Origin of the sequence: Neobacillus cucumis (assembly GCF_002860255.1) — a bacterium.
In the GTDB taxonomy this organism is placed as follows: Bacteria; Bacillota; Bacilli; order Bacillales; family Cytobacillaceae; genus Neobacillus; species Neobacillus cucumis_A.
This window is the reverse complement of the sequence record NZ_PGVE01000057.1, coordinates 18,327-31,023: the sequence shown is the minus strand read 5'-3', so window position 1 is coordinate 31,023 and position 12,697 is coordinate 18,327. Positions and strand designations below refer to the sequence as shown.

Annotated in this window: 13 protein-coding genes; 8 read left to right on the top strand and 5 right to left on the bottom strand. The window is 40.7% G+C overall.

The features are described from left to right. Positions 1-33: 33 nt before the first annotated feature. Entirely contained in the window at positions 34-1,512 is a 1,479-nt protein-coding gene (locus CVD27_RS15045; RefSeq protein ID WP_101648728.1) for a SulP family inorganic anion transporter, read from the bottom strand. A gap of 264 nt (positions 1,513-1,776) precedes the next feature. Between CVD27_RS15045 and CVD27_RS15040 the strand changes: the two genes are divergently transcribed. From CVD27_RS15040 to tatC (CVD27_RS15020), 5 genes are all read left to right on the top strand, one after another. Next, a complete protein-coding gene (locus tag CVD27_RS15040) occupies positions 1,777-2,106 on the top strand; it encodes a four-helix bundle copper-binding protein (protein ID WP_101648727.1) in 330 nt (109 codons plus the stop codon). A 292-nt stretch (positions 2,107-2,398) separates the two neighbouring features. After that, on the top strand, positions 2,399-3,166 hold the full coding sequence (locus CVD27_RS15035; protein WP_101648726.1) for a gluconate 2-dehydrogenase subunit 3 family protein: 768 nt from the start codon (positions 2,399-2,401) through the stop codon (positions 3,164-3,166). Between the two features lie 25 nt (positions 3,167-3,191). Next, the gene (locus CVD27_RS15030; RefSeq protein WP_101648725.1) at positions 3,192-4,901 is read left to right on the top strand and encodes a GMC family oxidoreductase; all 1,710 of its coding nucleotides are present in this window, start codon (positions 3,192-3,194) and stop codon (positions 4,899-4,901) included. A 179-nt stretch (positions 4,902-5,080) separates the two neighbouring features. Then, a complete protein-coding gene (gene tatA / locus CVD27_RS15025) occupies positions 5,081-5,311 on the top strand; it encodes a twin-arginine translocase TatA/TatE family subunit (protein ID WP_101648724.1) in 231 nt (76 codons plus the stop codon). A gap of 12 nt (positions 5,312-5,323) precedes the next feature. Then, positions 5,324-6,043, top strand: coding sequence for a twin-arginine translocase subunit TatC (tatC, locus tag CVD27_RS15020; RefSeq protein WP_101648723.1), 720 nt, complete (start codon positions 5,324-5,326; stop codon positions 6,041-6,043). Here tatC (CVD27_RS15020) and tatC (CVD27_RS15015) read toward each other — a convergent pair. From tatC (CVD27_RS15015) to CVD27_RS15005, 3 genes are all read right to left on the bottom strand, one after another. After that, positions 6,025-6,771 (bottom strand): twin-arginine translocase subunit TatC, encoded by a 747-nt coding sequence (gene tatC / locus CVD27_RS15015; RefSeq protein ID WP_101648722.1) that lies wholly within the window; start codon positions 6,769-6,771, stop codon positions 6,025-6,027. The two genes, tatC (CVD27_RS15020) and tatC (CVD27_RS15015), sit on opposite strands and share 19 nt — an antisense overlap. 74 nt (positions 6,772-6,845) lie before the next feature. Then, the gene (locus CVD27_RS15010) at positions 6,846-7,052 is read right to left on the bottom strand and encodes a twin-arginine translocase TatA/TatE family subunit (protein WP_101648721.1); all 207 of its coding nucleotides are present in this window, start codon (positions 7,050-7,052) and stop codon (positions 6,846-6,848) included. Positions 7,053-7,078: 26 nt separating this feature from the next. After that, on the bottom strand, positions 7,079-8,824 hold the full coding sequence (locus tag CVD27_RS15005; protein WP_101648720.1) for an alkaline phosphatase D family protein: 1,746 nt from the start codon (positions 8,822-8,824) through the stop codon (positions 7,079-7,081). 439 nt (positions 8,825-9,263) lie between these two features. Here CVD27_RS15005 and CVD27_RS15000 point away from each other — a divergent pair, with 439 nt between their 5' ends. From CVD27_RS15000 to CVD27_RS14990, 3 genes are all read left to right on the top strand, one after another. Continuing rightward, on the top strand, positions 9,264-9,671 hold the full coding sequence (locus CVD27_RS15000) for a hypothetical protein (RefSeq protein ID WP_101648719.1): 408 nt from the start codon (positions 9,264-9,266) through the stop codon (positions 9,669-9,671). Positions 9,672-9,961: 290 nt separating this feature from the next. Beyond that, complete coding sequence (locus tag CVD27_RS14995) at positions 9,962-10,465, top strand: AAA family ATPase (RefSeq protein WP_101648718.1); 504 nt, start codon at positions 9,962-9,964, stop codon at positions 10,463-10,465. 451 nt (positions 10,466-10,916) lie between these two features. Beyond that, positions 10,917-11,306 (top strand): VOC family protein, encoded by a 390-nt coding sequence (locus tag CVD27_RS14990; RefSeq protein WP_101648730.1) that lies wholly within the window; start codon positions 10,917-10,919, stop codon positions 11,304-11,306. Between the two features lie 238 nt (positions 11,307-11,544). On the opposite strand, the gene CVD27_RS14985 is transcribed toward CVD27_RS14990, so the two are convergent. Further along, positions 11,545-12,669: a hypothetical protein gene (locus CVD27_RS14985; RefSeq protein WP_101648717.1), complete on the bottom strand. Its 1,125-nt coding sequence runs from the start codon at positions 12,667-12,669 to the stop codon at positions 11,545-11,547. Positions 12,670-12,697 lie beyond the last annotated feature (28 nt).

The window sequence follows — 12,697 nt, the reverse complement described above, 5'->3', positions numbered from 1 at the left end:
TTTATATAAGAATGATAGTGTTCTTAAACTTGATTAATGACTAGCCACTTTCTCCAGTCCACCAGGCTTGTTATGAACGGCAATTTGATCAATCAGTTTATTACTTTCCGTATTTAATCCTTTGAGATTCACTTTGACACCGTTTTGATGGTATTTAATAACCACCTTATCAATGGCACCAACAGCCGAGTCATCCCAGAGGTGAGCATTGGATAAATCTAATTCAATTTCATTGACGTCCTCTTTATAATCAAAACTGTTGACAAAGTCTGTGACGGAAGCAAAGAAAAGTTGACCAGAAACATGATAAACCTTCTTATGAGAACCCTTTGCAGAAAGACTGGTTACTTTTACTTTTGAAATCTTTGATGCAAAGAAAATCGCACTTAAGATGACTCCCACTAAAACGCCTAACGATAAGTTATCAGTCTTTACCACAGTAATAACGGTCACGATCATAACAATTGTATCTGTAATCGGTACTTTTTTAATTGTTTTTAGATTCGACCAATCAAATGTTCCGATGGAAACCATAAACATAACACCTACCAGTGCTGCCATTGGAATTTTTACGAGAAACCCCTGAAGCGATACAATGAGTGTTAATAGGAAGGCACCGGCAACAAACGTAGATAAGCGTCCTCTACCGCCAGACTTCACATTAATGACTGATTGTCCAATCATGGCACATCCAGCCATCCCACCAAACAAACCAGATACGATGTTTGCAATCCCTTGACCACGAGCTTCTTTATTTTTATCACTTTCAGTATCCGTCATATCATCCACAATAGAAGCAGTTAACAGGGTTTCCACTAATCCTACAACGGCGATGGATATAGCATAAGGAAAAATAATTTGCAACGTCTCGAAGTTAAATGGGATGTCAGGAATTAAAAATACAGGTAATTTCGACGTTAATTCACCTATATCTCCAACCGTTCGAACATCACTGACAGTAAAGATAGAAATAGCGGTGATCACAAGAATGGCTACTAATGGTGATGGAACAGATTTTGTAAATCGAGGGAGAATATAAATAATCGCTAAAGCTCCAGCAACCATAGCATACATTTGCCATGTTGCACCTTTAAAATGAACTAATTGAGCCATAAAGATTAAAATCGCAAGTGCATTAACAAATCCCGTCATAACCGAACGTGGGACAAATTTCATTAAACGCCCTAACTTCAAAGCTCCCATAATGATTTGGAGGACACCCGTTAATATGGTTGCTGCAAGTAGATATTGCAACCCATGCTCTTTAACTAAGGAACCCATTAATAAGGCTGTTGCACCCGTAGCAGCTGAAATCATCCCAGGTCTTCCACCAACAAAAGCAATGGTAACGGCAATACAGAACGAAGCATATAATCCCACCATTGGGTCTACACCAGCAATGAGGGAAAAGGCAATGGCCTCTGGAATTAATGCCATAGCAACCACGATTCCTGAAAGAATATCTCCCTTGACGTTTCCAAACCAAGAATATTTAATTGTACTTAAATTCAAATCTAGAACCTCTCCTTTGGTATTTGTTTTGTTTTTGACTTTCAAACTCTCATGAAAGTCGGGGCCGTTGTTAACAAAACAAAGTATAAAGGATTATGACCAATTTGGGAAGCACGGGGACGGTTCTCGTGCTTCTAAGTAGGGAACAGCTTCCCATTGCCATTGCATGTCATGGATGATAATTGAAATACAATAGACGTTTTACCTCATAAAGCTCGGGTAATGTAATATACGTAGCAAAAATTTCAAGGAGGTTTTTATTTGATGTCACATGAGCAAAATGAATCAGTCATTGAAGCACTACATGAATGTATGGTTGCATGTAATCACTGTTACGACGCTTGCCTCAAGGAAGAAGATATGAACATGATGGAGGAATGTATTCGCCTAGACAGAGAATGTGCGGATATTTGTGCTTATTTAGAGCAGGCGATTAGCAGAGAAACGCCATTTATTTCTGAGTTAGCCCAAGTGTGTGCAACAATTTGCGAAGCATGTGGAAGCGAGTGTAAAAAACATCAGCATGAACATTGTCAAAAGTGTGCTGAGGCTTGTTCAAAATGTGCGGAAGCTTGCAGAAAATTAACTATGTAATTCAAGGAAGCACGGGGACGGTTCTCGTGCTTCCTTTATTGCACCTGCTTTTCCCCTCCCTTCTTGTCCGAATCTACCATCTATTCAGACACGCTCCAGCTCATTACCTCCCCTCTTACCCAAATCTACTTCTCGCCAACCAATCCTAACTTCTCATTATTTTTTTCACAGCTGCAGTACCATTAGAATTCCATGAGAAATTAATTTTTTTCTAGAAAATAGGTTTAGTAAATCAATAGTGTGGAAGCTACAGGAAGGAGAGGAAAAATTTATCCAACTGAGGAGGACGCAAATGGCACAGAAGACAAAAAGCTCATTGTCTCGACGGAAATTCATCCAAAATTCCAGTTATGTAGCAGGCGGGCTAATCGGAGGAGGGCTTCTAGGAGGCCTGGGGGGAATCGTTGGCAGAGACATCTTTGGTTCAAAGACAGCCACCACAACCACTACCCAAACCAAAAGCGTGGCAGACGAATCCTACAACCACGCCTTTATGTATTTCACGAATCCGGCCCAATTCGAAGTACTCAAAGCAGCCATCGACCGAATCTATCCTGAAGACGAAAACGGACCGGGCGCAACTGGGCTTGGCGTTCATTTCTTCATTGACCATCAACTAGCAGGGGCCTATGGCCATAATGCAAGGGAATATATGCAAGGTCCTTTTGCACCGGGATCCAACTTCCAAGGCTATCAGTCACCGCTTAAACGTCACCAAGTATTTGACGTAGGCCTCGCAGGGTTACAATCCTACAGCCAAAGTCAATACAAAAAGGACTTCCCAGACATCACAGACGACCAAAAGGACACGGTTCTAAAAGCATTCGCAGATGGTAAAGTCCCGCTAAAAGGGGTAACATCCAAAACATTTTTCAACATTCTCCGGGCACTTACCCTAGAAGGGGTATATTCAGATCCATTGTATGGCGGAAACCGCGACATGGAGGGCTGGAAAATGAAAAAATTCCCTGGCAGCCAAATGGCCTATATCCAGCAGATCGAATCGAAAAAATTCCAAACCATCAAACCTCAAAGCTTAAACAAACATTTTAACTCATGATGAATCGAATGACGGAGGATTAGAAATGGCAAAACAATTACCAAAAACAGATGTAGTGATTGTGGGTGTCGGCTGGGCAGGCGGAATTATCGCGGCCGAACTTGGAAAACAAGGACTAAAAGTAATAGGCTTAGAGCGCGGAAGAGAACGAAGCATCAAAGACTATACCATGGTTCACGATGAACTCAGATATGGAATCCGCTACGAATTAATGCAGGATTTATCAAAAGAAACCGTCACCTTCCGCAACACACTAAAAGAACAGGCACTGCCCATGAGGCAGCTGGGATCCTTCCTGCTCGGTGAAGGCCTTGGGGGTGCAGGGGTTCACTGGAATGGACATACCTTCCGCTTCCTGCCTTATGATTTTGAAATTAAAACACAAACGATCAAAAAATACGGGGCGAATAAAGTGAAAGATTTACAGATTCAAGATTGGGGTATTTCCTATGATCAACTGGAACCCTATTATGATAAATATGAAAAAACAGCCGGTATCGGCGGGGAAGAAAATCCATTTGCGGGAAAACGCTCCAATCCTTACCCCAATCCGCCGATGAAAGACACACCCTTGACGGACCGTTTTAAAAAAGCCGCGAAGAATCTGAAACTTCATCCCTACCAGATGCCATCAGCAAATATGACAAAGCCTTATGAAAACCCGTATGGAGCCAAAATGTCTCCTTGCCAATACTGCGGTTTTTGTGAGCGGTTTGGCTGTGAGTATGGGGCAAAAGCGGATCCAACTGTTGCGGTGATTCCTTTTGCAAAAAATACGGGAAACTTTGAATACAGGACTTACTCCAATGTTACCCAAATTCTTCATGATGGCAAAAAAGCAACGGGTGTCCGCTACATAGATGTGCAAACAAATGAGGAGTTCGAGCAGCCTGCAGAAATCGTCGTCGTCACAAGTTATGTCATGAACAATGCCCGCCTTCTATTAAACTCGAAACTTGGAAGACCTTATGATCCCAACACTGGAGAAGGCGTCATCGGCAAAAACTATTGTTATCAAATCCTCCCTGGTACCACAGGCTTCTTTGAGGATGAAGAGTTTAACACCTTCATGGGTGCAGGGGCACTCGGGGCCACTCTGGATGATTTTAATGGAGATAACTTTGACCATTCCAACCTTAATTTTATTCACGGTGGATCGATTACCCTGAATCAATCGGGCTACCGTGCGATTCAGCACAATCCGGTTCCAAGTGATGTGCCAAGCTGGGGAAAAGAATTTAAACAAGCCTCCCTTAAATATTTTACCCGTTCCATCAATATCGGTGCACAAGGAGCATCGATGCCAGCTAAGATGAATTATCTGGACTTGGATCCAACCTATAAGGATGCCTATGGACAGCCCCTATTACGTTTGACCTATGATTTTACGGAACAGGATAAAAATTTGTATGACTTTATCGGAAAACAGACGGACAAAATAATGAAGGAAATGGGTGCTTCCAAAATCAATGACCGTAAGACACTCGAACATTATGATATTGTCCCATACCAGACGACGCATAATACAGGCGGCGTCATCATGGGGGCTGATCCTGGAACTTCGGCCGTTAATAACTATTTGCAAATGTGGGATGCGGAGAATGTTTTTGTGGTAGGTGCATCGGCCTTTCCGCACAACGGTGGCTACAATCCGACCGATACTGTTGGCGCCCTTGCCTATCGGGCTTCAGAGGGGATTATAAAATACAGCAAGCAAGGCGGAATCTTAGTATAAAAAGAAAAGCGCAAGGCGCCCGTCTATCGGCGACATGCACAAGACGAGCCGGTCGAAAGGTTGTTCTTTAACCTTTTGGACGGATTGGCTTGTGACCTCGAGCCGATGGCGCCTGAAGCTGGACAATTCTCAAAGACTTTGATTTAAATACTAATAATATTAAAAAGGAGCGAATATTGATGGGATTCTCAGGAATTGGTATACCAGGATTAATTATTATTCTCGTAATTACATTGATTGTATTTGGTCCAAAAAAGCTGCCGGAGATTGGTTCAGCGTTCGGAAAAACATTATCAGAGTTTAAAAAGTCAGCCAAAGATATTATGGATGATCACGATAAGGACACCGTCTCAAGCGTCTCAAGCGCCTCAAGCGCCGATAACGATAAGCAAAGCCTGCTAAAAGAGTAAGGAGGAAGCTAAATGGATGCGGAAGAACAACCCCTTGTCGAGCATTTGATTGACCTAAGAAAGTCACTGCTCCGCTCTCTGGTATTTTTCGTTCTTTGTTTCGCAGCCTCCCTGCTTTTCATCAACAAGCTGGTTCCCATCATCACGCAGCATCACGAGCTCGTGATGATGGGACCGCTTGATGTGATCCGGCTTTACACAGGGATCGCTGCTAGTGTCAGTCTGGGTTTGTCACTGCCTTTTATCGCCCATCAACTCTGGCTGTTTGTAAGGCCCGCCCTTACGGAAAAAGAACGGAATGCAGCTGTGAAGTTTCTGCCGGCGATTAGTTTGAGCTTTATTTGCGGACTATTATTCGGATATTTCGTGATCTTTCCAACCATCTATCACTTCCTGATTGAAATGGGGCAGGAACATTTCAAAATGTTCATTTCAGCCAAGGAATACTTTTCGTTTCTATTAATGTTCACGATTCCGTTCGGATTTTTATTCGAGGTGCCACTGGTGCTCTTATTCTTAACCACCATCGGAGTCATCACACCCTCCTCTTTAGGAACAATTCGAAAATACGCCTATATCGCGTTAGCAGTGGTATCAGCCATCATCACCCCACCAGACTTCTTCTCACAACTAATTGTCCTGGTACCACTAATCGCACTCTACGAAATGGGCGTCTTCCTATCAAAAATGAAATGGAAACAAGGGGACGGTTCTCATGCTTCCGAAGCATGAGAACCGTCCCTCTGCTCTTGATTTACTAACCTTTTTCGATAGACGATTTTTGATAAGCTTACACTCAATTCATAAAGAATGAGTAGTGGAACGGTAACGAGGATGTCCGACATGAAATCTGGTGGTGTCACCACAATGGATATCACAATCAAGCCAAAGTAGGAAATTTTACGAGCTTTGGCTAGTCTTAAAGGATTTAAGATTCCTAATTTCGTTAAAAAAATAACCACTAAAGGCATTTCAAACAATAATCCGAAGGGGAGCGTAAGATTCAGCATAAAGCGAAAATATTTTTCGGCAGTGAACAGGGTTTCGAATTGACCCTTAGATAAAGAGGTTAGAAATCCTAAAACCGTAGGGAACAATACAAAATAGCCAAACGCCATCCCAATGATAAATAACAGAAAAAGAAAGGGAATAAATCCTAATGTGACCCTTCGTTCCTCTCGAGTTAAAGCAGGTACCACAAACCTCCAAATGTGATAAGCAGCAACCGGAATGACCCCTGCTGTCGAGAAAACAACCGCAATCATCATGTAAACCCACAAAATATCACTGGGTCCAAGAACTGCCAGCTTCTGATCCAGATCCCTAATGAGCCATTGATAGATATTTTCAACATAGATAAAACTAATAATAAAAAATAGGATAAAGGCTAACAAGGTTTTTATTAACCTTCCACGCAATTCATCTAAGTGCCCCATCACATGCAATTCTTTACCGTCCACTATAAAGTCCTCCTTTTAAATCCGTAAAAAAAGGGACGAGTTTCCCCGTCCGCTTCTTTAAAACGAAACCCCTTTTATCCTTCCTTTTTTACTGCAGTTAAAGCAGGCTTTTTCTCTTCCTCTTTTTCATCACTAGAAACTAATTCCTTTGTCGCCGATTTAAATTCGGATAGCGTCCGTCCAAAAGCGCGGCCGATTTCCGGCAGCTTAGAAGGTCCGAAAATAATCAGTGCGATCACAAGGATAAGGATTAAACCGGGAATACCAATATTCGAAAACATATAAGCTCAACTCCTTAGCAGGTAGGTTAATTTGGAACTTTAACTCCCTTTTTTTCTAATTGCTTTTGATGGGCACGGCTATGAGCCTTATTTCGGTCTTCTTCCACCTCTGTTGAAAGCTGTAAGCCTAATGGTACTTCAGTGGTTGATACCTGTTTTAGTCCCTGTCCATTTTTTTCAAAAACGAACGATGCACGTGTCGATACGTCAGCTCCAGGTTTGGACACATATGGAACCACTCGGTAGTCTGTCTGCCAGCGGTCTGGTGTCACCCGGCAGCGAACATAGCCACGATAATCATTAAAGAATTTAATATGCGGGTTCAATCCTAAAATTTTGTCCGTATCTGCCCGCTTATCCGCTCCATTACCACCTGAAGTGATGGACGTACCGACGAATTCAGCCCCAAAGATCCTTGAGTTTGGATGATCGAAATCCTCGATTAAATTGGATGCCCAACTCGCATGCACATCTCCCGTCAAGACAATCATGTTGTTTAGCTGTTTGGATTTTGCATAATCCAACACATGCTGACGTGCAGCAGGATAACCATCCCATGCATCCATGCTGTATTTAGGACTAGTCGCCGTTCCGTAATTCCTCTCGGCAAAGAAAATTTGCTGGGCAAGGACATTCCATGCCGCCTTCGAGCCATCAAGTTTACCAAATAACCATTGTTCTTGTTCCCTTCCCATCAGGGTGCGCTTTGGATCAAGAGATTCAGCGGTCTGAGGGGAGCTTTTGTCCCCGTTTGCCTGGTCGTCGCGGTATTGGCGTGTATCGAGAACAAAGAAGGAGGCAAGATCGCCATATTCGAAATCGCGATAGATTTTCATATCTGCCCCTTGACGCACGATTGATTTTCGAAGCGGCATATGCTCATAGTAAGCCTGGTAGGCGGCAGCTCTTCGGATAATAAATTCTTCAACAGACTGGCCCTTTTCTGGAATTACGTTCGCGTAATTGTTTTCCACCTCATGGTCATCCCATGTCACAATCCATGGGAAGGCGGCGTGAGCAGCTCTAAGATGCTCATCAGAGCGATACTGGGCATATCGGTTTCGGTAATCCATAAGGGTTTTGATTTCCGGACCACTATGAGTTCGCACATTTCCTGTGGAAGCAATATATTCATTTGCTCCGTACTCATAGATGTAATCTCCCAGATGGAAGACAAGGTCAAGATCCTCTTTCGCTAAATGCTGAAAAGCTGTGAAGAATCCATGTTCAAATTGCTGGCAGGAAACAAAAGCAAATTTAAGTTCCGAGACACTTGTCCCTGCTGGAGGAAGGGTTTTTGTTTTTCCAACAGGACTTATTTCATTGCCGCTTTTAAAACGATAATAATAGATATGGTTCACTTTTAATCCAGTCACTTCCACATGGACAGAATGACCGAGTTCAGGACTAGCAAGTTCGGTTCCTCGTTGGATGATATTTCGGAAATACGGATCCGTTGCCAGCTCCCATTTGACTGGTACCGAATGCGGCGGCATCCCCCCGCCATTTAATGGATCCGGAGCGAGTCTTGTCCACAAAACGACACTATCGGAAAGTGGGTCACCAGAGGCAACGCCAAGTGTAAATGGATAGTCACTGAAAGACGGATCGGCGTTCACTTCAAACCCACCCACGGACTGGGCGAGTGCTAGTCCCAGTGATAGTCCTGCAATTTTGCTTGCACCATGTAAAAATCTCCGGCGATCCATATTTTTGTGTAACCTGTCCATTCCGAGGTTTTTCATCCATTCATTCAAAGGCATCTCACGCATTATGTACATCCCCTCTTTTTTAATCAAATTTTAATCTTGGTGTCCATTATAGAGGGGGAATTTTAAGTGAATGTAAATAATTGTAAAGAAGAGTCTCTTTCACTTTGGTACAATTAGGTACAAATTAATAGGAAAATCATCTGATAGACTTATAAACTCAACATTTTTCTCGTTTTTCGCGGTTGGATTTTTCCTGCTAACTTCCTATTTTTCTTTATATTTTTTTCATAAAAATTGAACAAATAAATTCTGTTTTGTTTGATTTGATAGTAAGTTCTTCTCATTAATAGATGCTTGTCCATTTCAAATTTTTATACTTTTTCATTTAATATAGTAGGTTTTAAATGGAAGGGATTTTATACCTTTTCAATATTGTCTGATGGCAAGGTTTAAAATAACCAACCATGAAACCTATCTTATAATGAAAGGAGGAACCTAAATGCCTTCAACTACTGTTACAACCAATGTAAAAAGACATTTGGATGACTCTACTTTCTTCTATTGCAATGAAGAACTGATAAGGCTTGTTGGTACTCTTCACGCACAAACTCATGTTACTTTGGTAGATAATAAAGCAACTTTACTTGAGTTTCACTTTAATCCCCAAAATGTTACTGGAATCGCACCGAATGGTGAAACACTTCATGCGACAGGGGTAACTAGATGGACTGAGCACATCAAAGGGGCAGGTCCTTATGAATACACTTTTGTGAATAACTACAGAGTAATTGGTCAGGGTCAAACACCTAATTATCTAGTACACCAAGTTGTCCATGTTACTATTAATGCTAACGGTGAAACAACTGTAGATTTTGATAAAAATTTTACTGTTAACTGTAACAAATAAAATAGCAATCGAAAAAATCAATTGAAACGAATTGAGGAAAAAATAGATAAATTACAGAAGAAAGGTTGCCCTTATTTAAGTTTTACAACAATTGGACTGTTTCGGCAGTCCTCTTTTATTACCGTTATTGAACTAACTGGGTAGGTTTGTTAAAGAAGGAATATAAATGAAATTGGTAGAATAAGTAAATTGGATATAAATCTTAACGTGTAAATATTAATAGAGAAGAATGTCTATGGGAACTAACGAAGGAAAGAGTTTAAACTAAAATAAGCGCGGGGGTAAAAAGTATGAAACAATTGGGGACGCTATACTTTTTCTGTGGAAAAATGGGAGCTGGAAAATCAACTAAATCAAAACAATTGGCGATAGATAAACATGCCGTACTGTTGTCTGAGGATGAATGGCTTTCATCTCTTTATCCCAATCAGATTGCATCATTTGAGGACTATCTAAAATTCTCTGCGCAGCTCAAGCCGTTGGTGAAAAAGCATGTCCAAAACATATTAAGTGTCGGTACAGATGTAGTGATGGATTTTCCAGCTAACACTCAAAAACTGCGAAAGTGGTTTTTGGATATGGCATCAGAGATCGATGCAAGCCATCAACTAATTTTCCTTAATCTAAATAACGAGCAATGCTTACGCCAAATTGCACAAAGGCGTAACGAACAACCCGAAAGAGCAGCATTTGACACGGAGGCGGTGTTTATTCACGTTACTAAATTTTTTGAAGCACCAGAGGCATCCGAGGGTTTAAATCTTTTAGAGTTTAGCGGAAAAGAATATTTGTGAAGTGGTACACTTCAACTAACGGGTAGCGTTCGTGCTATAAGGTTAACCAGTTTATTATACTGGTTGACCTTTTTTTAATAGATTCTATTATATCAGTAGCCAAAGGTAGGACGGACGGGTGCGTGCGACATGATCCCGTCAACCAAACTGTCCGCCCCCTACTTGTAGAAACATGTTTGAGGCTGGTTGGGACGCAGATCTCGTATAGCATTTATTTTTTCGTTTTTTAATGAAAAATATTAACATCCTATTAGCTAGTTTAGTTCAACAGTGGAGGTTGCTGCTGCATTCAGCTAAAGGAACGGTATAGGTGGAAAAGGGATTATGTATCTAGTTGTCGAATTATTTAATTTACATAATCAAGGTGCTTCGTTTGCGGTCCGAGTTGTTCACCTTAGTCGGAAACGTCAAAGTAAAAATTAAATTAATTAAAATGAAAGAAGTGAAGGTTTTGATTAGATATAAATGTCTCCATCATGTAAGTCTTACTGTCACAAATTTGAAAAAAGCAAAAGATTTCTATGAGAATACTTTATGTTTAAAAGAAATTCCTCGTCCTGATTTTGATTTTGCGGGTGCCTGGTATGAAATAGAGGGAAAGCAAATCCACTTGATAGTCGATCCCTCTTCACAGACGATTCGGCAAGATAAAAGTTTATCTAGCAGAGAAGGTCACTTTGCTCTTAGAGTCGAGAACTACTATGACACTCTTACATGGTTAAAACAAAATAAAGTTGAAATCATTGAAAAACCATATGGAAAAAGTGGATTCGCTCAAATTTTCTGTGCAGACCCAGATGGTAATTTGATTGAACTAAATGTTGACCAGAAAGATTTATAAATAAAGAGATCAAAGGCTTCCAATACTGGAGGCTTTTCTTATTGAAGTAACGTAGCAGGATAGAAAAAAAGGAGAATTTGTATTGTGTAGAATAGGCTTTGCAAAGATTGTGATTAGATTTTATTCACCAAGTGTGTGGTCAAAGATTTGATGGAACGAATTAATATCAACGCTATTGCGAGAGTACACAAAATATCAAAAAAAGAAACGGAAATTATTTCCGTTTCCTTAATTTAAATTAATAATATGATACGACTTCATACTCAAGGATATGTTTTCTTTCATATGCGGTTAGCCCGTAAAATACAAGCATGTGTTCCTTTTTGCTATCCAAACCAAGAGCGAAGTAATCTGTAAGATCGTCGAGATTGGTTACCGTCTGTGTAGCTTTTTCATCAAGTCTAACGTCTCTCACTCCGATTGGAGCAGACTTATCCAGAAGATTTAAATCTTGATCATACCTGCTGATGGTTAATTCATTACCATCTAATTTGGCTACAACTAAGCGATTCTCTAAGTCCTTATCCATGATAATTCCGTCAAGGTCTACCACCTTGTCTTCTCCATTTTCATAAACGGGTTCACCCGTTTTTAAATCTACTTGCTTTACGAGGGTCACATCGCCTTTATTCGGATCTCCTCCGCCAATGTAAAGACGGCTATTGGAAAAATCGATAAAAACAGGATTCGTTGGCGCATATATGTCATATTTATCATTAAAGGTCACATCTTCCTTGGAGCCGTCCAACAAATAGAAATGAATATTGTCATCAGATTGTTCCGTAAATATGACAGCGTCGCCTTTCGTGGTCTTGGCGAACCCATATAAGTTTCCTATCTGCTTCTTAATGATTTCATCCGCAGAGCTTCCGTTTTTATTAATTGTAATGAGATGAAGACTACTATCACCCGTCACATAAGCAACATGATTCCCGTGTGATTCAAAACCTAATACATTCCTCGACGGATCGTCGCTTTGTTGAACTAACTCCGCTATCTTTTTATCTTTTACCACCCATTTCCCTCCGGTACCGATGGATGTATAAATTTCATTCTGATAGCCGTTATTTTTGCTGGTAATCCATGTTACAAATATACCATCATCTCCTGTAACACTGATATTTTTAATAACATCTTCTAGATCAGTATTGGTAAACCCTTCACCGGCAAAATTGGTTAAATCCTGTTTAACCTCAAAACTTGCTTTTACTTCCTTTTCCGTTGCTTGTTCTGTTGCAACGGCTTTTGCTTTTTTCGTGTGTTGTTCTCCCTCTGTTTTTTCTTCACTGCTTTGTTTACCACATCCAGATAAAATAGTAAACATAGCAAGTAGCACAATAAAAATAATACGAAAATTCCTCATGATGTTTTCCCCTTTTTATGTAAATATT